This window comes from Paracoccus binzhouensis, assembly GCF_016446475.1.
Classification (GTDB): Bacteria; Pseudomonadota; Alphaproteobacteria; order Rhodobacterales; family Rhodobacteraceae; genus Paracoccus; species Paracoccus binzhouensis.
This window is the reverse complement of sequence record NZ_JAEHFP010000081.1, coordinates 1-20,376: the sequence shown is the minus strand read 5'-3', so window position 1 is coordinate 20,376 and position 20,376 is coordinate 1. Positions and strand designations below refer to the sequence as shown.

The following is a 20,376-nucleotide window of genomic DNA, read 5'->3' as shown; positions in this document are numbered from 1 at the left end:
CGGGCGGCGGCGGGCGTGGCCGGGGCGGGCGGCACGATCGGGCTCGACTCGGCCAGGGCGGCGCGGGCCTCGGCCTCGGTGATCTCGGCCGCCGCGGCGGTCAGTGCCAGCCGGCGCATCAGGTTTTCCAGCTCGCGCACATTGCCGGGAAAGGGATAGGCACGGATCAGCGCCGTCGCGCCCTCGGACAGCGTGCGCTGCGGCAGGCCCTGGGCCGAGGCGCGGGCCAGCAGGTGCCGGGCCAGCGGCGGGATGTCGTCCACCCGCGCCCGCAGCGGCGGCACCGTCACGGTGACCCCGGCCAGCCGGTAATACAGGTCCGCCCGCAGCCGGCCGGCAGCCACGTCGGCCTGCGGGTCCGGTCCGGTGGTGGACAGCAGCCGCGGCATCAGGTTGCGGCTCGGTCCGGCCTCCCATGCCTCGATCATGCCGATCAGCCGGGCCTGGGCGGCGGTGTCGAAGCCGGTCGGATCCTCGATCAGCAGCGTGCCGCCCTGCGCCCGCTCGTCGGCGCTGTGGATGGTATCCTCGGACAGGTCGGCCGAGGTCAGCACCACGAAGCCCGCCTCGCGCCGGTCCGACAGGTCGTGGAACGAGCGCGCGACCACGGTCTTGCCCACCCCGGCCTCGCCGGCGATCATCACCGGCAGGTCGGCATTGAGCACCCGCGCCACCATGCGAAACAGGTTCTGCATGGCCGGGGCATGGCCGATCAGCGGCAGGGCCGGATCGGCGCCGGCTTCGGGCGCCGGGGCAGCGGCGGCGGCCGGATCGGGGCGGCGCAGCCGGCGCGACAGCGCCTGGCCGGCCCGGGTCATCAGGTCGGGCAGGTCGAAGGGCTTGGGCAGATAGTCGAAGGCCGCGGCCTCGGTGGCGCGGATGGCGGTGACGATGGTGTTCTGGGCCGAGATCACGATCACCGGCAGGTCGGGCCGCGCCTTGCGGATCGCCGGGATCATGTCGATGCCGTTGCCGTCGGGCATCATCACGTCGGTGATGACCAGGTCGCCCCGGCCCTCCTCGACCCAGCGCTGCAGCTGCGCCAGCGAGCCGGTGGCATGGACCCGGCAGCCGGCGCGGGTCAGGGCCTGGGTCAGGACCGTGCGGATGGTGCGGTCGTCGTCAGCGATCAGAACGGTGCCGTCCATGGGAAATCCTCAGGCTTTGGGTAGTGAAATGCGGAACACGGTGCGACCGGGGCGGGATTCCAGCGCGATCCAGGCGCCGTGGTCGGTGATGATCTTGGACACCAGCGCCAGCCCCAGGCCGGTGCCGTTCTCGCGTCCCGAGACGAAGGGTTCGAAGACCTCGGCGATCAGCGTCTCGGGGATGCCTGGGCCGTCGTCCTCGATCTCGATCTGCAGGGGCAGGCTGCGGCCCTGCGGCTCGGCTTCGGTCGGGGCCAGGCGCAGGGTGCCGTCGTAGAAGCTGCGCAGGCGGATGGTGCCGCCCTGGCCCGCCCGGCCGATGGCCTCGGCGGCGTTCTTGACCAGGTTCAGGCAGACCTGCACCAGCTGGTCGGCATCGACCAGCGCCGGCGGCAGCGAAGGGTCGTAATCGGGCACGATGCGCAGCCCCTTGCCGAAGCCCACCGCGGCCGAGCGCCGCACCCGTTCCAGCACGTCGTGGATGTTCACCGCCGCCAGCCGCGGCGCCGAGGTGTCGCCGAAGCGTTCCACCTGGTCCAGCAGCTCGACGATGCGGCGCGATTCCGCCACGATCAGGTCGGCAAGGTCGCGGTCCTCGGCCGTCAGGTTCATGCCGATCAGCTGCGCCGCGCCACGGATGCCGGCCAGCGGGTTCTTGATCTCATGCGCCAGCATCTCGGCCATGCCGATGGCCGAGCGCGCGGCGGACCGCGCCGCCTGCCCCTGCCCCAGCCTGCCGCCGCCATCGGCCGGCGCCAGCAGGATGACGGTGCCGCCCTCGGGGCTGGGGGCCTGGCCGGCATGGACGGTGGCGATGCGGTCGGAATGCCCGCCCGAGCGGTCGCCGATCTCGAAGCGCACCCCGGCATGGTTCAGCGCCTCGTGCCCCGCGCGCATGCGTTCCAGGATGGTGCCCAGCCGCGGCACGATGCGCAGCCGCTTGCGCATCTCGGGGCCTTCCAGCGCCTGTCCCAGCGACGAGCGGCAGGAGATGTTCAGGAAAGCCTCGGCCAGGTCGTTCATCGCCGCGATCCGGCCCCTTGCGTCCAGGATGATCGCGGGCAGGGGAAGCGCCGACCAGTTCGGCCCGACCTCTGCGGGGATGAATCCGCCGCCGGTTTCCATCTCGGGATCGGGCAGCATGTCGGACCTGGCCCGGGCCGTCATGAAGGCACCTCGGTGGCCTGGGCATTGGCATGGACGGCATCGACCAGCGCCGCATCGGCATCGCCGAAGCCGGCGCGGATCGCGGCCAGCGCCGCCGCGGGCGTGGGCGCGCGCAGAAGCTCGGCGCGGTTCGGGGCGCCGTTCGCCTCGGCATACCAGCCCAGATGCTTGCGGGCGACGCGCAGGCCCAGCTCGCGCCCGTAAAGCGACAGGATGTCCTCGTAATGCTCGGCCACGGCCTCGGCCAGCGCCGCGCCCTGCGGCACTTCGGGCGCGGGGGTGTCCCACAGATCATGCGCGATCTGCGCCAGCTTCCAGGGCGCGCCCTGGGCGCCGCGCCCGACCATGACCGCATCGGCGCCGGACTGGCGCAGGGCGGCGCGGGCGCTGGCCGCATCCACCACGTCGCCATTGGCGACCAGCGGCGGCCGGACCGGCAGGTTCGCCACCGCCCGGATCGCCGCCCAATCGGCGCGGCCGGTATAGAACTGCGCCCGGGTGCGGCCATGCACGGTCAGCATCCTGACCCCGGCCCCGGCAGCGCGGCGCGCCAGCTCGGGCGCGTTCAGGCAATCCGCGTCCCAGCCCAGCCGCATCTTCAGCGTCACCGGCAGGTCGGGCACGGCGGCCACCACCGCCTCGACCAGCCCCAGCGCGTGATCGAGGTCGCGCATCAAGGCCGCGCCCGACAGCCCGCCCGTCACCTTCTTGGCCGGGCAGCCCATGTTGATGTCGACGATGCGCGCGCCCATGCCGGCGACGATGCGCGCGGTTTCCGCCATCGCCCCGGCCTCGCGCCCGGCGATCTGGACCGAGACCGGCAGCGCGCCCTCGGTCAGCGCCTTGGCGCGCACCGCGGCGCGGGTCGAGGGGCGCGGCGTCACCATCTCGGTCGAGGCGACCATCTCGCTGACCATCAGTCCGGCCCCGCCATGGCGGGCGACGGCGCGGCGGAAGGGCAGGTCGGTGATCCCGGCCATGGGCGCCAGAAAGACCGGCGGGCCCAGCCGCGTGGTGCCAAGGGTGATGGGTTCGGGCAGCGTCATGGGAAAACTCGTATGCCGGCTTCGGGGGATGCGAAAGGAAACGGCCTCTGCCCGCTTCCCGGGCGGTTACGTCGCGACCGATATTGCCGATTTCTTGGGCCGATTGCCCAAATAACGTGCATATCACGACTCGTCAAATGTCGCGAAGCTGCCTAACAGCCGTCGCAGCCGCTCTGGCCCGCCGCCGGAGCCGCGGATAGACTGCAATGCCACTGACAAGAGGAGCCGCGGCATGTTTCTTTCGGTCTTCGACATCTTCAAGATCGGGGTCGGCCCGTCCTCCTCCCATACCATGGGCCCGATGGTTGCGGGAGGGCGTTTTCTCGATGCGCTGCGCCAGCAGCCGTTTCGCGCCCATGGGCTGCGCGCCAGCCTGCATGGCAGCCTGGCCTTTACCGGCAAGGGCCATGCCACCGACCGCGCCACCATCCTGGGCCTGGCGGGATTCCTGCCCGAAACCATGGATGCCGAGGCCGCCGAGGCCGCGCTGGAGAAGAATCGCGAGACGAGGATCCTGTCGCCGCGCGACCTGGGCGACCTGGCCTTCGACCCGGCCCAAGACCTGATCTTCGATTACGACCGCGCCCTGCCCGGCCATGCCAACGGCATGGTGCTGATGGCGACCGACGCGCAGGGCGACGTGATCTTCCGCGAGGTCTATTACTCGATCGGCGGCGGTTTCGTGATGACCGAGGCCGAACTGGCGGCGCGCGGCGACGACACCCGCACCGACGCCTCGCCCAAGGTGCCCTTCCCCTTCGCCTCGGCCGCCGAGATGCTGGAGATGGCCGAAAAATCGGGCAAGTCCATCGCCCAGATGAAGCGCGAGAACGAGCGCGTGTTCCGCAGCGATGCCGAGATTTCCGCCGGCATCCGCCGGATCTGGCAGGTGATGCGCGACTGCATGGACCGGGGCCTTGAAGCCCGCGGCATCCTGCCCGGCGGGCTCTCGATCCGCCGCCGCGCCGCCGGCATCCACGAGGCCCTGCGGGCCGAGGCCGGCATGAACCTGACCGCGCCGCATGTCATCAACGACTGGATGTCGATGTATGCCATGGCGGTGAACGAGGAGAACGCCGCCGGCGGCCAGGTGGTGACGGCGCCGACGAATGGCGCGGCGGGCGTGGTGCCGGCGGTGATCCGCTACTGGCTGGACCACGTGCCGGGCGCCTCGGAACGCCAGCTGGACGAATTCCTGCTGACCGCCGCCGCCATCGGCGGGCTGATCAAGCACAATGCCAGCATCTCGGGCGCGGAATGCGGCTGCCAGGCCGAGGTCGGCTCGGCCTCGGCCATGGCGGCGGCGGGGATCTGCGCCGCGATGGGCGGCAGCGTCACCCAGGTCGAGAACGCGGCCGAGATCGCGCTGGAGCATCACCTGGGCATGACCTGCGACCCGGTGAAGGGGCTGGTGCAGGTGCCCTGCATCGAGCGGAACGGCCTGGGCGCCATCAAGGCGGTCTCGGCCGCCAGCCTGGCCCTGCGCGGCGACGGCCAGCATTTCGTGCCGCTGGACGCCGCCATCGAGACCATGCGCCAGACCGGCCGCGACATGAGCGACAAGTACAAGGAAACTTCGCTGGGCGGCCTGGCCGTCAACGTGCCGAACTGCTGAGCCGGTTGCGGAACTTCGCGCAAGCGCCGCCCTTGCAAGCCGCGGGGGCCTGTCTGCGCTTGCCCAAGCCATGGGCTTCCTGTAGCCAATAAACACAAGCAAAACCCATGGAACCGGGACAGAGCAGATGAAATTCCGTTCGGCCTTTGCCGTGCTGTCGATGACAGTCGCCCTTGCAGCCTGTGGCGAACTGCCCTTCCAGAAGTCCGCCGAGCCCGAGGCCGCCGGCCATGTCGGCCCGCCCGGCGTCTCGCCGCTGGAACAGCCGATCGAGACCGGGACCGAGCAGAAGCCCGTCGCCACCGCCGAGGCCAGCACCATGGGCACCGCCATGTTCCGCGCCGCCGGCAGCGGCTGGACGGTGACCGCCGCCGACAAGACCGCGGTCTTCGAGCGGCCAGGCGCGAAATCCGTCGGCGTGACCGTGCGCCGCATGACCTATGCCAGCGGCGTGGAATTCATCGGCAACATGAACGGCCAGATCTTCGCGCTGAACATCCGCGCCCAGTCCTGCGAGATCGGCGATCGGAAGACGCCCTTCACCGCCAGCCTGCGCGTCGGCAGCCAGCGCCTGGCCGGCTGTGCCGTGCCGACCGACACCATGCCCAAGGCGCAGACCCGCGCCTCCTCCGCGGCGCCGAAGCCCAAGACCCAGCCGAAGCCGGCTGCCCCGGCGGCAAAACCGGCCGAGAGCAAGCCGACCGGAACGCAGCCCGAGACTGCCCCCACCACGCAGCCGGGCACCGTGACCACGACCACGCTGCCCAAGGCGGAAACCGCGCCGACCAGCACGCCCGCGACCACCGGCACCCCGACCACGGGCGCACCGACCACCCAGCCGCCGAGCACCGAAACCCCGGGCTCGGGCTCGGGCAGCGCCTCGACCACCGGGGGCACGACCGCCACGACCCCTTCCGCCACGACCCCCTCCGGCGCGGAGGGCAACGCGGCCGACAGCGGCGCGGCTGGCGGCTCGGACGCTTCGACCGGGACGGCCACCGGGACCACGACCGGCACCGCCTCGGGGGCCGCCACCACAGGCACCACCGGCGGCGTTCCCGCGCCCGAACTGGTGCTGCCGCCGACCCCGCCCGCCGCCGAGACCGACAGCGAATAAGCCAAGATCCGGGCACCGCGCGGGACGATCCCCGCGCGGCGCCGGCCAACCCGCCAGCACAGGCTGCGGGCCAAGACCTGAAAGGACCCGCCGATGCGCGCCCATTCGATCCTTACCCGTCGCCTGCTGGCCTCGACCGTGCCGGTGGCGCTTCTGCTCGGCCTGGGCACCGGCCCGGCCCGCACCGATCCGATGATCGGCGACGTGCTGAACAGCTACGGCCTGCCCGGCGGTGTCGACACCCCGACGGCCGAGATGCTGCCGGACGGGACGCTGGGCGGCACGCTGTCCTATACCGAGCGCGCCCGGCGCCACAATATCGTCTTCCAGCTGCATCCGCGGCTATCCACCGCCCTGCGCTATTCGCGGGTCGAGGGGATCAACGACCACAACGACCTGGGCCATATCTGGGACCGCTCCTTCGACCTGCGCTTCCAGTTCCTGGACGAGGCGGGCTGGCGCCCGGCCGTTGCGGTCGGGCTGCAGGACTTCCTGGGCACCGGGGTCTATTCCGGCGAATACATCGTCGCCACCAAGACCATCACCCCGCGCCTGCGCGCCAGCATCGGCATCGGCTGGGGCATCCTGGCGGGCGATCCGCGGGTCATCGACACCACCGACACCGGCGGCAAGCCGAACGTGGACCAGTGGTTCCGCGGCAAGGCGCGGCCCTTCGGCTCGGTCACCTGGCAGGCGACGGACAAGCTGCGGCTGGTGGCGGAATATTCCAACGACGAATACCTGGCCCGCTTCCTCCGCCCGAACGGCACCATCACCGATGCCCGTCAGGGCGACGACGATCCGGGCCGGTTCAACCTCGGCGCCTATTACACCTTCAGCCCCAGCTACCAGGTCGGGCTGTATACGCTGGGCGGCGACACCTTCGGGGCGCAGTTCAGCTTTGCGCTGAACCCGCGCAACGCCCCCTTCCCCTCGGGGCTGGAGAAGGCCCCGGCGCCGGTGCGACCGCGCCCCGCCCCCTCGGCCGATCCCGAGGGCTGGTCGGGCGCCTGGTCGGCCGATCCGACCGCGCAGCCGGCGATCCAGACCGCGCTGGCCGACGCGCTGGCCGACGAGGGGCAGATGCTGGAATCCATGGCCCTGTCCGGCAACCGCGCCGAGGTCCGCATCCGCAACACCCGCTATATCCAGCAATCCGAGGCCATCGGCCGCACCGCGCGGCTGATGACCCGCGCCCTGCCGCCCTCGGTCGAGACGCTGGTCATCACCTCGAATTCCGAGGGCATGGCGACCTCCTCGGTGGTGCTGAAGCGCTCGGATGTCGAGCGGCTGGAGAATACCGAGGCCGGTCGCATCGCCGGCGCCTCGCAGCTGGTCGATGCAGATCCGCGGCCGGGCGACCTGGTGGCCACGCCGGGCCTGTTCCCGCGCTTCCGCTGGAACCTCGCGCCCTACCTGGACCTTGGCGTCTTCGACCCGCAGGATCCGCTGCGCTACGAGGTCGGAGCGCAGCTGAAGGCCAGCTACGAGCTGATGCCGGGCCTGATCCTGTCGGGCACCGTGCGCCAGCGCGCCTTCGGCAGCATGGAACAGCGCGGGCCGGGCATCCCCGGCCAGCGCGGCGAGCATTACACGCCCGAGGAATACGTCTCGGACCCGGCCAACGAATACCTGAACGGCGTACCGCGGGTCCGGTCCGACACCCGCATGTATACCGGCAATGACAGCCCGACCATCCCCGAGCTGACGCTGGCCTGGTATGCCCAGCCGACCGAGGCGGTCTATACCCGCATGACCGTCGGCCTCTTGGAACGCGCCTATGGCGGCGTCTCGGGCGAGGTGCTGTGGAAGCCGGCGAACTCGCCCCTGGCCTTCGGGGCCGAGATCAACCGGGTGAGGAAGCGCGATTTCGAGGATGTCTTCGGCTTCCGCGACTACGAGGTCACCACCGGCCACCTGTCGGCCTATTACGAATTCGCGAACGGCTTCACCGCGCAGCTGGACGTCGGCAAATACCTGGCCGGCGACAAGGGCGCGACCTTCACCCTGACCCGCGAATTCGCCAATGGCTGGCGCATCGGCGCCTTCGCCACCAAGACCGACCTGAGCGACGAGGAATTCGGCGAGGGCTCGTTCGACAAGGGCATCACCATCTCGATCCCGGTCTCCTGGGCCATCGGCACGCCGACCCGCGACCGGGCCGGCAGCACCCTGCGCTCGCTGTCGCGCGACGGCGGCGCCCGGGTGAACGTGAACGGCCGGCTCTACGACAAGGTCCGCGACGCGCAATCGGTCAAACTCTATCAAGGCTGGGGGGGCTTCTGGCGATGATCACGACCCGCATCCACAAGGTGGCCCTGTCGGCGCTGCTGATCGCTGGCCTGGCCGCCTGCGGCAACGACGACAGCGGCAACGACACCAACCCGCTGCTGATCGCCGCCAAGGCGGCCGGCGGCACCGTGGCGCGGGTGCGCGGCGACAGGGAGGCCGAGGCCCCCGCCCCGGCCCGCACCCCCGAGCAGATGGCCGCCGAGGCGCTGCGCGTGAACCCGGCGCCGCTGATCATGGTCGGTTTCGAATCGCTGGGCCGGACGCAGGTGATGGCGATGACCGGGCAGAACGGCGCCATGCGCACCTATATGGCGCCCTCGAAAGAGGCGCTGATCCTGCGCGACGGCATGGTGATCGGCACCCGCGGCCTGGGCAACGACCTGTCGGTGGCCGAACCGCAGACCGAACCGCTGATCCGCGCCGGCCGCGCCGGCTCGGCCCCGCGGGTGATGCGCTATTACAGCGGCGACGGGCTGGAGCGGCCGCTGCGTTTCGACTGCAACGTCGGTCCCGGCCCGAAATCCGGCGTGGTGGTGGAAAGCTGCGAAGGCCACGGCACCAGCTTCCAGAACAACTACATGCCGCAGGGCGGCCATCTTCCGGTCTCGCGGCAATGGCTGGGGCCGCGGCTGGGCTATGTCACCATCCAGACCCTGCGGCCCTGAACGGGTCCGGGCAGAGACAAGGACAAGGACGCGGAAGCCGGCCCCGGGGCCGGCTTCCTGCATTCCGGGCCCCATCCGGCGCAGGGCCGGCCGCTTTCCGTTTCCCAAATACCCATGACGGGCGACGCCGGCGGGGCCGGCCCTGCGGGGTGCATCCCGGACGCAGGAACCCGGCATCGCCGGGCAGGAGGGAACGCAATGAAAAAGGGGCCGATCCGAAGATCAGCCCCTTTGAGAACCTTGCGGAACCCGGGTTCCGCTCAGCTATCAGCTGTCGTCGTCGTCCGAAGCGACGGCGGCGATGACGCCCAGCAGCAGCAGGGCCGGAACGACGAGGCCAGCGTTCGACGAAGCGGGCTTCTCGTCGACGACGACTGGCTCGACTTCCACGACGGGGGCAACATAGCCGCCGGCGAGAGCCGACGAAGCCGTCAGGCCGAGGGCCAGGGCGAAGGTAGCGAATTTGGTCATGATCATGCTCCGTTCAGTACTTTGAAGGCTGCCGTTTCCGGCAACATCGCTGCGACAGTCGCATAAACCCAAGGACTTGGAAAGCGGTCTTGATCGGGAAAACATGCGCGTCACAGGCAACTGTTGCATAATAGCCAACACCTTATGCGTTAGGCGAGATATCGCCGCCGGACCGGCCGAAACCTGCCGGTTCCCTGCCCGCCGATTCCGCAGGCTATTTCCGGCAAAGCACCAGACTGAAAGCATAAATCACCGCAGAAATCGCCACGATCGACGAGCCGGCGGGCGTGTCCAGCCACAGGCTGGCCCAAAGCCCGCCCAGGACCGCGATCACGCCGATGGCGGTTGCGGAACCAGCCATCTGCTCGGGCGTTGCAGCGAATCCCCGCGCCGCCGCCGCCGGCACGATCAGCATGGCCGAGATCAGCAGCGCGCCGACGATGCGAATCGCGATGGCCACCACCAGCGCCAGCGCCAGGGACAGGATCAGCCGCTCGCGCGCCGGGTCGATTCCCGCCGCCATCGCCAGCTCCTCGTTCACCGAGGCCGTCACCAGCCGCTGCCAGCGCCAGACCAGCAGGCCCAGGACCAGCGCCGCCCCGCCCCAGATCCAGGCCAGGTCGGCGCGGCTCACCGCCAGGATGTCGCCGAACAGGAAGGCATCCAGCCCGGTGCGCAGCGAGGGCACGAAGCTGACCCCCACCAGCCCCAGCGCCAGGGCGCTATGCGCCAGCACCCCCAGCACCGTGTCCATCGACTGCCCGCGCGCGGTCAGCTGCGCCACGATCAGCGCCATGGCCACCGCTACGCCCAGCGTGCCCAGATAGATCGGCAGCGAGAAGACGAAGCTCAGCGCCACGCCCAGAATCGCCGCATGCGCGGTCGAATCGCCGAAATAGGCCATGCGCCGCCAGACCACGAAAGAGCCCAGCGACCCCGTCGCCAGCACAAGGCCAAGCCCCGCCAGCACGGCTCGGGTCAGGAAATCGTCAAGCATGGGGCCTCAATGCGTCTGGGCGCAGGCCGGGCCGTGCACATGGCCCGCTGCGACATGGTCGTGGTCGTGATCGTGGTGATGCTGGTAAAGCGCCAGCGTGCCCTGCGATTCGGCGCCGAACATGGCGCGATAGGCGGGGGCGGCGCTCACCGCCTGCGGCGTGCCCTCGCAGCAGACATGGCCGTTCAGGCACACCACCCGGTCCGAGGCGCGCATGACCACCAGGAGGTCGTGGCTGACCATCAGCACGGCGGCGCGAGTCTCGGCCCGCACCTCCTCGATCAGCTTGTAGAAGGCGACGATGCCGGGCTGGTCCAGGCCCTGCGTGGGCTCGTCCAGCACCAGAAGCTGCGGGTCCGCCAGCAGCGCCCGGGCCAGCAGCACGCGCTGGAACTGCCCGCCGGAAAGCTGGGTGATCTGCCGGGCGTCCAGCCCCGGCACCCCGGTCCGCTGCAGCGCGGCGGCGGCCTGGGCGTCGCCGACCCGGCGCGGCAGCGACAGGAAGCGGCGCACGGTCATCGGCATGGCGCGTTCGATATGCACGCGCTGGGGGACATAGCCGATGCGCAGGCCCGGCGCCCGCTCGACCCGGCCCGAGGACAGCGCCACATGGCCCAGCAGCGCCCGCACCAGCGTCGACTTGCCCGACCCGTTCGGGCCGACCACGGTGACGATCTCGGCCGGGCGGATGTGGAAATCGACATGGTTCAGCACCGGCAGGTCGGCCCCGGCATGGCTGACCGACAGATCGGCGGCCCGGATCAGGTCGCGCATCAGAGCCCCGCCTCGGTGCAGCGGGCGCAGAGGCCCAGCAGTTCCACCGTCGCGCGCTCGATGCGGAAGCCTGCGGCGCCGGCGAGGCCCTGAAGCGCGGCGCGCAGCTCGGGCGCCTCGGCCTCGGCCACCTGCTCGCAGCCCCGGCAGATCAGGAAGGCGGGGGAATGGTCGCGCTCGGCCGACAGACAGGCGGCATAGGCGTTCAGCCGCTGGACGCGATGGGCAAGCCCCTGTTCCACAAGGAAATCCAGCGCCCGATAGGCGACCGGGGGCTGCTTGCCGAACCCCTCGGCCGACAGCCGCTCCAGCACCTCGTAGGCGCCCATGGCGCGATGCGATTCCAGCAGGATCTCCAGCGCGCGCCGCCGCACCGGGGTCAGGCGCACGCCCTCGGCCCGGGCCTGCTCCTCGGCGCGGCGCAGCACGGCGGCGGCGCAATGGGCGTGGTCGTGCTCGTGGAACGGGTCGGCCGGGGCAGGATCGGGAGACATGATGTTATACCATTACGTTTCTGCTTGACGGGTTACGATATAACATAAATAACTTCCGGGTTTCCGCAAGTGAGCCTGACATGACCCGATATTCCCCCCTTCTTCTTGCCGCCGCGCTTGGCACCACCGCCCTGCCCGCCCGGGCCGAGGTGCCCGGCGTCGTGACCGACATTCCCGTCGTCGGCTCGCTCGTCCAGCAGGTGATGGGCGAGCTGGGCGCGCCCGAGGTTCTGCTGGCGGCCGGCGGCGACCCGCATGACTACCAGCTGCGCCCCAGCCAGGCCCGCAGCCTGCAGGAGGCCGAGCTGCTCGTCTGGGTCGGCCCCGAGCTGACCCCCTGGCTGGAGCATAGTGCCCCGGGCCTGCAGCAGGGCGGCCGGTCGCTGACGCTGCTGGACCTGCCCGCAACGCATCGCCGCAGCTATGCCGACGGGCAGGACCACGATCACGCCCATGCCGAAGCGCATGAGCATGAGCATGAGCATGAGCATGAGCATGAGCATGAGGACCATGCCGGGGCCGGCCATGATGACCACGGCCATGACCATTCCGGCACCGATCCGCATGCCTGGTTGGACCCGGCCAACGCGCAGGCCTGGCTGCAGGCCATCGCCGCCGCTCTGGCCGAGCGCGACCCGGATCATGCCGCCACCTATGCCGCCAATGCCGAGAAGGCCGCCGCCGCGATCGCGGCGCTGGATGGCGAGTTGAAGGCCAGCCTGGCACCGGCGCAGGGCAAGCCCTTCGTGGTCTTCCACGACGCCTATGGCTATTTCACCGACCATTACGGCTTGCAGCCGGCCATTGCGGTCAGCCTGGGCGATGCCTCGACCCCCTCGGCCGCGCGGCTCAAGGCGATTCGCGACGAGATCGCCGAACAGGGCGCGGTCTGCGCCTTCCCCGAGGCGAATCACGATCCCAAGCTGCTGGCCGCGGTGACCGAGGGCAGCCCGGTGCGGCAGGGCGCGGTGCTGGATCCGGGCGGCAGCAGCAGCGCCCCCGGCGCGGCGCTTTACGGCGAGCTGCTGCGCGGCATGGCCACGGCGCTGAGCGATTGCCTCGGCCAGGGCTGAGGGTGCAGGCAGGCCCGCGCAACAGGCGGCATGAGAACCGGCGAGCAGAGAGGCGGGCACCAGCAGGTGCCCGCCTTTTTCCTTGCAGAACAGCGGATTGCGGATCCTGAAAATTCCCGACTATTTTCCTTTGACATCTCTGAGGAAATTTGTCAGGTTACGCTTACCGCGACAGAAACGAGGAACTGGACATGACCGCGACCCGCCCCGCCGAATTCACGCGTCCCGGCGTGACCGCCCTGCAGCGCCTTCCCGAATATGATGCCGAAATGCTGACCGCTGGCGGCAATCAGGCGCTGATCGTCCTGGGCGATCAGGTCTACAACCTGCGCATCACCCGCGCCGGCAAGCTGATCCTGACCAAGTGAACGGCGAGGGGCGGCCCGGCCCCTCTGCCGGGACCGACGCCCTCGATGCGGCGGCGCCGCGCCGAATCATCGCCTGACGACAGCCCGACGGCGGCGCAACGTGCCGGGCTGGGCACCCTTCCGGGGCGGTCCGACCCGCTACCCGTCCCGAAACCGGCGCGATCAGCCGCGCCGCGGGCCTTTTCCCTCTGGTCGCGCTCCCTTCCCGGGGGCGCGACTGGTTTTCGGGGCGCCCGGTTTCCCGGCGGCTTTTCCGGCAAACTTTCCGGCGGGTTTCGCACCGGGCTTGCCGGCGGTCTTGAAGGATTGGCCGGGCTTGCCCTCGCCCCGGGGCTTGAAGCCGCCCTCGGGCTTGTCGCCGCGCGGCCTGAAACCGCGCTCGCCCTCGGCGGGTTTCGCCCCACCCTTGAAGTCGCCCCTGGGGCCGCCCGAGAAACCGCCCTTGAAGCCGGGCTTGCCGCCGCGCTGCGGCCGGTCGCCGTCACGCGGTGCCCCCTCGCGCTGGGCCCCGTCACGCGAGGCCCCATCACGCGAGGTCTTGCCGAAGGGCTTGCGCGCCCCGTCGCGGGCCGGCTTGCCCTCGGCATCGCCACGCCGGACAAAGGGACGTGCACCATCCTCGCGCCGGGCAAAGGGCTTGCGATCCCCTTCTCCGCGCTTGGCGAAAGGTTTCCTGTCGCCATCCTCGCGGCGCGCAAAGGGACGACGCTCGCCATCCTCGCGCTTGGCGAAGGGCTTGCGATCCCCCTCGGCGCGGGGCTTGCGCGGACGCGCATCGTCCTTGTCCGCATGGGCGGCGCCGCGTTCGCGGAAGCTGCGCGGCTTTTCCTCGGTCTCGCCGGTCAACAGCCCGCCCAGCTGGTCGCGCAGCACCTTGCGCTTGACCTCGCGCACCTCGTTCTCCTCGAGGCCGGTCAGCTTGAACGGCCCGTAGCCGATGCGGATCAGCCGGTTCACGATCAGCCCGACATGGGCCATGGCGCGGCGGATCTCGCGGTTCTTGCCCTCGCGGATGCCGACGGTCAGCCAGGCATTGGCGCCCTGCTGGCTGTCCAGGCTGATCTCCATCGGCGCGAATTCCTCGCCGTCGATGGTGACGCCGCGGCGCAGCGGCGCGAAGGTCAGGTCGCTCGGCTGGCCGTTCACCCGCACGCGATAGCGCCGCAGCCAGCCGGTGGTCGGCAGTTCCAGCCGGCGCTTCAACTCGCCGTCATTGGTCAGCAGCAGCAGGCCTTCGGAATTCAGGTCCAGCCGGCCCACGGTCATCACCCGCGGCAGGTCGCGCGGCAGGGCGTCGAACACCGTCTGCCGCCCCTTCTCGTCCGAGGTCGATGTGACAAGGCCCAGGGGCTTGTAATAAAGCCACAGCCGCGTCTCCTGCGGCTCGTCCATGGGCTTGCCGTCGACGCGGATCTTGTCCTGGGGGGTCACGTCCAGCGCCGGGCTGTCGATCTTCTGGCCGTTCACCGTCACCCGGCCTTCCAGGATCATGCGCTCGGCCTCGCGGCGCGAGGCGACGCCGGCGCGGGCCATCACCTTGGCAATGCGGTCGGCCTGCGGATTCGGGGCGGTTTCGGGGCTGTCTTCGGTCATGGCGATCTCCTGCGCATCGCTGCGGTGGCAAAGCGGGCTCTCTACGCCCAACGCATGAGGATGGAAAGCAGTTCTTGCGCATAAGGCAAGCCCGCGCGAAAAGCGCGCATGGATTTTGCCTCGCACATGCCCGAAGCGCTTGATGAGGCCCGCGCCGCCGCCCGGCGCGGCGAGGTGCCGGTCGGCGCGGTGCTGGTGGGCGCGGACGGGACGGTGCTGGCCCGCGCCGGCAACCGCACGCGCGAGATGCGCGACCCCACCGCCCATGCCGAGATCCTGGCGATCCGCGCCGCCTGCGCGCGGCTCGGCTCGGAACGGCTGCCGGGGGCGCGGCTCTGGGTGACGCTGGAACCCTGCCCAATGTGCGCCGCCGCCATCTCGGCGGCGCGGATCGCGCTGCTCTATTACGGCGCCGAGGACCCGCGCATGGGCGGCGTGCGCCATGGCGCGCGGGTCTTCGACCATCCGCAATGCCACCACCGGCCCGAGATCGTGGACGGCATTTCGGCAGAAGAATCGCGCCGCCTGCTGCAAGAATTCTTTCGCGAACGCCGCTGAAATGAGAAACCCGCGTCACGAAAGCGTCGCGAAGGGTGCTTGCGCTGCACTGCAGCATGGATAGGATGCCCGCCGGGCGACCACCGGGCGAACATGGGGGAGACTGATGTTCCGTAAGATTCTTGTTGCGAACCGTGGCGAGATTGCGATCCGCGTGATGCGGGCGGCGAACGAGCTTGGGAAGAAGACGGTCGCGGTCTATGCCGAGGAAGACAAGCTGAGCCTGCACCGCTTCAAGGCGGACGAGGCCTACCGGATCGGCGGCGGCTTGGGGCCGGTGGCGGCCTATCTGTCGATCCCCGAGATCATCCGCGTCGCGAAGGAATCCGGCGCCGATGCCATCCATCCGGGCTACGGGCTTCTGTCCGAGAACCCCGATTTCGTCGATGCCTGCCAGGCCGCCGGCATTGCCTTCATCGGGCCCAGCGCCGACACCATGCGGGCGTTAGGCGACAAGGCCTCGGCGCGGCGTGTCGCCATCCAGGCCGGCGTGCCGGTGATCCCGGCGACCGAAGTGCTGGGCGAGGACATGGAGGCGATCAAGGCCGAGGCGGCGCAGATCGGCTATCCGCTGATGCTCAAGGCCAGCTGGGGCGGCGGCGGGCGCGGCATGCGGCCGATCATGGGCCCCGAGGAACTGCCCGAGAAGGTGCGCGAGGGACGGCGCGAGGCCGAGGCCGCCTTCGGCAATGGCGAGGGCTACCTGGAAAAGATGATCCTGCGCGCCCGGCATGTCGAGGTGCAGCTTCTGGGTGACGGCCATGGCGGGCTCTACCATCTTTATGAACGCGACTGCACCGTGCAGCGCCGCAACCAGAAGGTCGTGGAACGCGCCCCGGCGCCCTACCTGACCCCCGAGCAGCGCGCCGAGGTCTGCGAGCTGGCGCTGCGGATCGGCCGTGCCGTCGGCTACCGCAACGCCGGCACCGTCGAATTCCTGATGGATATGGACAGCCAGGCGTTCTACTTCATCGAGGTGAACCCGCGCGTCCAGGTCGAGCATACCGTGACCGAGGAGGTCACCGGCATCGACATCGTGCAGTCCCAGATCCTGATCGCCGAGGGCGCGACGCTGGCCGAGGCCACCGGCGTCGCCCGGCAGGAGGACGTGCATCTGAACGGCCATGCCCTGCAATGCCGGGTCACGACCGAGGACCCGCTGAACAACTTCATCCCGGATTACGGCCGCATCACCGCCTATCGCTCGGCCACCGGCAACGGCATCCGGCTGGACGGCGGCACCGCCTATTCCGGCGGCGTCATCACCCGCTATTACGATTCTCTGCTGGTCAAGGTCACGGCCCATGCCCAGACCCCCGAGAAGGCCATCGCGCGGATGGACCGGGCGCTGCGCGAGTTCCGGGTGCGCGGCGTGGCGACGAATATCGAATTCGTCATCAACCTCTTGAAGCACCCGACCTTCCTCGACGACAGCTATACGACCAAGTTCATCGACACCACGCCGGACCTGTTCGCATTCCGCAAGCGCCGCGACCGGGCGACGAAGCTCCTGGTCTATATCGCCGACATCACCGTGAACGGCCATCCCGAGACCGCCGGCCGCCCGCTGCCGCCGGCCGAGGCGCGCATCCCGGTGCCGCCGCCCGCCAAGGCCGAGCCGGCCCCCGGCACAAGGCAGCTTCTGGAGGAAAAAGGCGCCAAGGCCGTCGCCGACTGGATGCTGGCGCAGCAGCGGCTGCTGATCACCGACACCTCGATGCGCGACGGGCACCAGTCGCTGCTGGCGACGCGCATGCGCTCGATCGACATGATCCGGGTGGCGCCGGCCTATGCCGCGAACCTGCCCGGCCTCTTCTCGGTCGAATGCTGGGGCGGCGCGACCTTCGACGTCGCCTATCGCTTCCTGCAGGAATGCCCCTGGCAGCGGCTGCGCGACATCCGCGCCCGGATGCCGAACCTGATGACGCAGATGCTGCTGCGGGCTTCAAACGGCGTCGGCTATACCAACTATCCCGACAATGTGGTGCAGGAATTCGTCCGCCAGGCGGCGAAGACCGGGGTGGACGTGTTCCGGGTCTTCGACAGCCTGAACTGGGTCGAGAACATGCGCGTCGCCATGGATGCGGTGATCGAGAGCGGCAAGATCTGCGAGGGCACGATCTGCTATACCGGCGACCTGCTCGATCCCGCGCGCGCGAAATACGACCTGCAATATTACCTGAAGATGGCGCGCGAGCTCCGCGATGCCGGCGCGCATGTGCTGGGGCTGAAGGACATGGCGGGGCTGTTGAAGCCCGCCTCGGCGCGGGTCCTGGTCCGCGCGCTGAAGGAAGAGATCGGCCTGCCGGTGCATTTCCACACCCATGACACCGGCGGCATCGCCGGCGCCTCGATCCTGGCCGCGGCCGAGGCCGGGGTGGATGCGGTGGACTGCGCCATGGACGCCTTTTCCGGCAATACCTCGCAGCCCTGCCTGGGTTCCATCGTCGAGGCGCTGCGCCACACCGATCGCGACACCGGCCTGGATATCGACGCCATCCGCCGTATCTCGAACTACTGGGAGGCGGTGCGCGAGCACTATGCCGCCTTCGAGAGCGGGTTGCAGGCCCCGGCCTCTGAGGTCTGGCTGCACGAGATGCCCGGCGGCCAGTTCACCAATCTCAAGGCTCAGGCGCGCTCGCTCGGCCTTGAGGACCGCTGGCACGAGGTCGCCCAGGCCTATGCCGAGGTGAACCGCATGTTCGGCGACATCGTCAAGGTCACGCCCAGTTCCAAGGTGGTGGGCGACATGGCGCTGATGATGGTGGCGCAGGGCCTGACCCGGGCGCAGGTCGAGGACCCGGCGGTCGAGGTCTCCTTCCCCGACAGCGTCGTCGACATGATGAAGGGCAACCTGGGCCAGCCGCCCGGGGGCTGGCCGGCGGCGTTGCAGAAGAAGGTCTTGAAGGGCGAGGCGCCGCTGACCGCCCGCCCCGGCGCGGCGATGCCGCCGGTGGACCTCGAGGCCACCCGCGCCGAGCTGATCCGGCAGCTGGAAGGCAAGGCGGTCGATGACGAGGACCTGAACGGCTACCTGATGTATCCCAAGGTGTTTTTGGACTACATGGGCCGGCACCGGCAATACGGCCCGGTGCGGACGCTGCCGACGCGGACCTTCTTCTACGGCATGGAGCCGGGCGAGGAGATCGAGGCCGAGATCGACCCCGGCAAGACGCTGGAGATCCGCCTGCAGACCGTGGGCGAGACCGACGAGAAGGGCGAGGTGAAGGTGTTCTTCGAGCTGAACGGCCAGCCGCGGGTGATCCGGGTGCCGAACCGCCTGGTCAAGTCGCAGACCGCCGCCCGTCCCAAGGCCGACCCGGGCAACGAGGGCCATCTCGGCGCCCCCATGCCCGGCGTCGTCGCCTCGGTCGCGGTGACGCAGGGGCAGAAGGTCAATCCCGGCGACCTGCTGCTGACCATCGAGGCCATGAAGATGGAAACCGCCATCCATGCCGACCGAGCCGGCGTGATCAAGGCGCTGCACGTCAGACCGGGAGAGCAGATCGACGCAAAAGACCTCATGGTCGAGATGGAATGACAGCCCTCGTGGCCCGCTGGAAACGGCGGGCCGTTTCACCGGCGAGAGCCGGCCGTTTCGTGCGCAGACTTGAGAGAATATCCGCCGGTTCGGCGAAGGAACCGCCCTTTCCTCAATCCGCGGTTGACCGCCCGGGCGCCATTGCCGAAGTCATGGAGCCGATGACGCCACAGGTCAGCGGTTCAGGACAGTGCAGCAAAGATTTTCCCTTTCCCGTCGTTCCCTGCTGAAGATCGGCGCCGCCGCGGCGCTGAGCCTGGCCGCGGCACCGGCCTCGGCCGCCTTCCGCCCCACCGGCAAGAAGGGCTTCTGCGGCCCCGCCCATGCCTTTCGCCCCGACCTGGGTTGCAGCTGGTATTACAACTGGAGCCTCTCGCCGCATCCCGACATCGACATTCCCTTCGCGCCGATGGTCTGGGGCTGGGATCCCAGGCGGACACCGCAGCGGCTGCGACTGCTGCCGCGCCGGGCACCGATCCTGTTCGGCTTCAACGAGCCGGACGGCCGCAACCAGGCCAACCTGTCGGTGCCCGAGGCGCTGGAGGCCTGGCCGAAATTCCAGGATCGGGCGGACGAGATCGTCTCGCCCTCCTGCGTGAATTCGCGCGGCCGCTGGATGACCAACTTCATGCTGCAGGCCGAGCGGCGCGGGCTGAGGATCGATTCCATCGGCTTCCATTCCTATTCGGCGCCGAACCTGGAGCAGGTGATTGAGCGGCTGGAGGACACCTGGCGGCTTTACGGCCGGCCGATCTGGGTGACCGAGATCGGCGTGGCCGACTGGCGCTCGGCCCAGGGTCGCAAGCGCAACCGTTACGGGGTCGAGGAAAGCCTCGGCTTCATGTCCGAGATCCTCGACTATATGGACCGCACGCCCTGGATCCGGGGCTATTGCTGGTTCTCGGGCGGCACCTTCGGCGATGGCCGCAGCCTGTCCACCTCGGCCTTCTTCGACGGCAAGGGGCGGCCGTCGCCGCTCTACCAGCTGTATGCCGAGCATTGAAACCGCCGGCGCCGGGCTGTTCTTCTGGCAAGTTTCCGCCTATGCGAAAGAAGCTTTTGCTGCGCCGCGGCGAATGCACAAACCCCTGCAACTGCTGAAAATCCTCGGCGGGCGAGGATATTCTCCCGACCCCAAAACGTGCCGATTATATAGGCTGCCTGCTGCCCAACCCGCCCGATCCTGCCCATATTCGCCACCACTGGTTGCGCTATCTGAACGAAATGGTTTAGCAAGACGGCCGACTGTGTGACGGTCGGCTGCGACCCTTTTGTCCTTGCCTGACGGGCACCAAGAGCGAGATAGATCATGGCTTTCGGCGGGCCACTTCCAGAAGACGTGCTTTTCTGCTCATTCCACACCCCGGACGGGCTCTGTTGCATAACTCAGGTGATGGGCGCGGTTACCCCCTCCCCGGACAGACTTATCCTACAGCTTCCGTGACCGGGATGCCGAG

At 69.6% G+C, this 20,376-nt stretch carries 17 protein-coding genes; 9 read left to right on the top strand and 8 right to left on the bottom strand.

What is annotated here, in order from left to right:
* The 3 genes from I9P22_RS16790 to dusB all read right to left on the bottom strand — a co-directional run.
* Positions 1-1,148, bottom strand: a 1,148-nt coding sequence (locus tag I9P22_RS16790) for a sigma-54-dependent transcriptional regulator (RefSeq protein WP_199260652.1), incomplete at its 3' end; no start/stop codon positions are given.
* Between the two features lie 9 nt (positions 1,149-1,157).
* The gene (locus tag I9P22_RS16785) at positions 1,158-2,315 is read right to left on the bottom strand and encodes a two-component system sensor histidine kinase NtrB (protein ID WP_199260651.1); all 1,158 of its coding nucleotides are present in this window, start codon (positions 2,313-2,315) and stop codon (positions 1,158-1,160) included.
* On the bottom strand, positions 2,312-3,361 hold the full coding sequence (dusB, locus tag I9P22_RS16780; RefSeq protein WP_199260650.1) for a tRNA dihydrouridine synthase DusB: 1,050 nt from the start codon (positions 3,359-3,361) through the stop codon (positions 2,312-2,314). The genes I9P22_RS16785 and dusB overlap by 4 nt, the downstream gene beginning before the upstream one ends.
* A 232-nt stretch (positions 3,362-3,593) precedes the next feature.
* Between dusB and I9P22_RS16775 the strand changes: the two genes are divergently transcribed.
* From I9P22_RS16775 to I9P22_RS16760, 4 genes are all read left to right on the top strand, one after another.
* Positions 3,594-4,976, top strand: coding sequence for an L-serine ammonia-lyase (locus I9P22_RS16775; RefSeq protein WP_199260649.1), 1,383 nt, complete (start codon positions 3,594-3,596; stop codon positions 4,974-4,976).
* A 127-nt stretch (positions 4,977-5,103) separates the two neighbouring features.
* Entirely contained in the window at positions 5,104-6,093 is a 990-nt protein-coding gene (locus tag I9P22_RS16770) for a hypothetical protein (protein WP_199260648.1), read from the top strand.
* 93 nt (positions 6,094-6,186) lie between these two features.
* On the top strand, positions 6,187-8,385 hold the full coding sequence (locus I9P22_RS16765) for a YjbH domain-containing protein (protein ID WP_199260647.1): 2,199 nt from the start codon (positions 6,187-6,189) through the stop codon (positions 8,383-8,385).
* The gene (locus I9P22_RS16760; RefSeq protein ID WP_199260646.1) at positions 8,382-9,050 is read left to right on the top strand and encodes a YjbF family lipoprotein; all 669 of its coding nucleotides are present in this window, start codon (positions 8,382-8,384) and stop codon (positions 9,048-9,050) included. Before I9P22_RS16765 ends, I9P22_RS16760 begins: the two co-directional genes overlap by 4 nt.
* A 267-nt stretch (positions 9,051-9,317) precedes the next feature.
* On the opposite strand, the gene I9P22_RS16755 is transcribed toward I9P22_RS16760, so the two are convergent.
* The 4 genes from I9P22_RS16755 to I9P22_RS16740 form a co-directional block, all read right to left on the bottom strand.
* Positions 9,318-9,521, bottom strand: a complete 204-nt coding sequence (locus tag I9P22_RS16755; RefSeq protein ID WP_379029276.1) for a hypothetical protein — start codon at positions 9,519-9,521, stop codon at positions 9,318-9,320.
* Between the two features lie 214 nt (positions 9,522-9,735).
* Complete coding sequence (locus I9P22_RS16750; RefSeq protein ID WP_199260645.1) at positions 9,736-10,518, bottom strand: metal ABC transporter permease; 783 nt, start codon at positions 10,516-10,518, stop codon at positions 9,736-9,738.
* A 6-nt stretch (positions 10,519-10,524) separates the two neighbouring features.
* Complete coding sequence (locus I9P22_RS16745) at positions 10,525-11,292, bottom strand: metal ABC transporter ATP-binding protein (RefSeq protein WP_199260644.1); 768 nt, start codon at positions 11,290-11,292, stop codon at positions 10,525-10,527.
* Positions 11,292-11,786, bottom strand: a complete 495-nt coding sequence (locus tag I9P22_RS16740) for a Fur family transcriptional regulator (protein WP_199260643.1) — start codon at positions 11,784-11,786, stop codon at positions 11,292-11,294. Before I9P22_RS16740 ends, I9P22_RS16745 begins: the two co-directional genes overlap by 1 nt.
* Positions 11,787-11,866: 80 nt before the next feature.
* Here I9P22_RS16740 and I9P22_RS16735 point away from each other — a divergent pair, with 80 nt between their 5' ends.
* Together I9P22_RS16735 and hemP are read left to right on the top strand one after the other, a co-directional pair.
* Positions 11,867-12,859, top strand: coding sequence for a zinc ABC transporter substrate-binding protein (locus I9P22_RS16735; RefSeq protein WP_199260642.1), 993 nt, complete (start codon positions 11,867-11,869; stop codon positions 12,857-12,859).
* A 191-nt stretch (positions 12,860-13,050) separates the two neighbouring features.
* Positions 13,051-13,227 (top strand): hemin uptake protein HemP, encoded by a 177-nt coding sequence (hemP, locus tag I9P22_RS16730; protein WP_084637789.1) that lies wholly within the window; start codon positions 13,051-13,053, stop codon positions 13,225-13,227.
* Between the two features lie 162 nt (positions 13,228-13,389).
* Here hemP and I9P22_RS16725 read toward each other — a convergent pair whose 3' ends face one another.
* Positions 13,390-14,820 carry a pseudouridine synthase gene (locus I9P22_RS16725; RefSeq protein WP_199260641.1) on the bottom strand — a complete coding sequence of 477 codons (1,431 nt, stop codon included), beginning with the start codon at positions 14,818-14,820 and terminating at the stop codon, positions 13,390-13,392.
* Between the two features lie 108 nt (positions 14,821-14,928).
* On the opposite strand from I9P22_RS16725, the gene I9P22_RS16720 reads away from it, so the two are divergent.
* The 3 genes from I9P22_RS16720 to I9P22_RS16710 all read left to right on the top strand — a co-directional run bounded on the left by I9P22_RS16720 (position 14,929) and on the right by I9P22_RS16710 (position 19,922).
* Positions 14,929-15,378, top strand: a complete 450-nt coding sequence (locus I9P22_RS16720) for a nucleoside deaminase (protein ID WP_199260640.1) — start codon at positions 14,929-14,931, stop codon at positions 15,376-15,378.
* Positions 15,379-15,484: 106 nt separating this feature from the next.
* Complete coding sequence (locus tag I9P22_RS16715) at positions 15,485-18,919, top strand: pyruvate carboxylase (RefSeq protein ID WP_199260639.1); 3,435 nt, start codon at positions 15,485-15,487, stop codon at positions 18,917-18,919.
* A gap of 190 nt (positions 18,920-19,109) precedes the next feature.
* The gene (locus tag I9P22_RS16710) at positions 19,110-19,922 is read left to right on the top strand and encodes a glycosyl hydrolase (protein WP_199260638.1); all 813 of its coding nucleotides are present in this window, start codon (positions 19,110-19,112) and stop codon (positions 19,920-19,922) included.
* Positions 19,923-20,376: the final 454 nt, after the last annotated feature.

What these genes read in the sequence shown, in the direction of transcription:
- I9P22_RS16745 (WP_199260644.1), bottom strand. Translation starts at nt 11,292, where the DNA reads ATGCGCGACCTGATCCGGGCCGCCGATCTGTCGGTCAGCCATGCCGGG.
- dusB (WP_199260650.1), bottom strand. Translation starts at nt 3,361, where the DNA reads ATGACGCTGCCCGAACCCATCACCCTTGGCACCACGCGGCTGGGCCCG.
- I9P22_RS16750 (WP_199260645.1), bottom strand. Translation starts at nt 10,518, where the DNA reads ATGCTTGACGATTTCCTGACCCGAGCCGTGCTGGCGGGGCTTGGCCTT.
- I9P22_RS16720 (WP_199260640.1), top strand. Translation starts at nt 14,929, where the DNA reads ATGGATTTTGCCTCGCACATGCCCGAAGCGCTTGATGAGGCCCGCGCC.
- I9P22_RS16725 (WP_199260641.1), bottom strand. Translation starts at nt 14,820, where the DNA reads ATGACCGAAGACAGCCCCGAAACCGCCCCGAATCCGCAGGCCGACCGC.
- I9P22_RS16735 (WP_199260642.1), top strand. Translation starts at nt 11,867, where the DNA reads ATGACCCGATATTCCCCCCTTCTTCTTGCCGCCGCGCTTGGCACCACC.
- hemP (WP_084637789.1), top strand. Translation starts at nt 13,051, where the DNA reads ATGACCGCGACCCGCCCCGCCGAATTCACGCGTCCCGGCGTGACCGCC.
- I9P22_RS16760 (WP_199260646.1), top strand. Translation starts at nt 8,382, where the DNA reads ATGATCACGACCCGCATCCACAAGGTGGCCCTGTCGGCGCTGCTGATC.
- I9P22_RS16785 (WP_199260651.1), bottom strand. Translation starts at nt 2,315, where the DNA reads ATGACGGCCCGGGCCAGGTCCGACATGCTGCCCGATCCCGAGATGGAA.
- I9P22_RS16765 (WP_199260647.1), top strand. Translation starts at nt 6,187, where the DNA reads ATGCGCGCCCATTCGATCCTTACCCGTCGCCTGCTGGCCTCGACCGTG.
- I9P22_RS16755 (WP_379029276.1), bottom strand. Translation starts at nt 9,521, where the DNA reads ATGACCAAATTCGCTACCTTCGCCCTGGCCCTCGGCCTGACGGCTTCG.
- I9P22_RS16715 (WP_199260639.1), top strand. Translation starts at nt 15,485, where the DNA reads ATGTTCCGTAAGATTCTTGTTGCGAACCGTGGCGAGATTGCGATCCGC.
- I9P22_RS16740 (WP_199260643.1), bottom strand. Translation starts at nt 11,786, where the DNA reads ATGTCTCCCGATCCTGCCCCGGCCGACCCGTTCCACGAGCACGACCAC.
- I9P22_RS16770 (WP_199260648.1), top strand. Translation starts at nt 5,104, where the DNA reads ATGAAATTCCGTTCGGCCTTTGCCGTGCTGTCGATGACAGTCGCCCTT.
- I9P22_RS16775 (WP_199260649.1), top strand. Translation starts at nt 3,594, where the DNA reads ATGTTTCTTTCGGTCTTCGACATCTTCAAGATCGGGGTCGGCCCGTCC.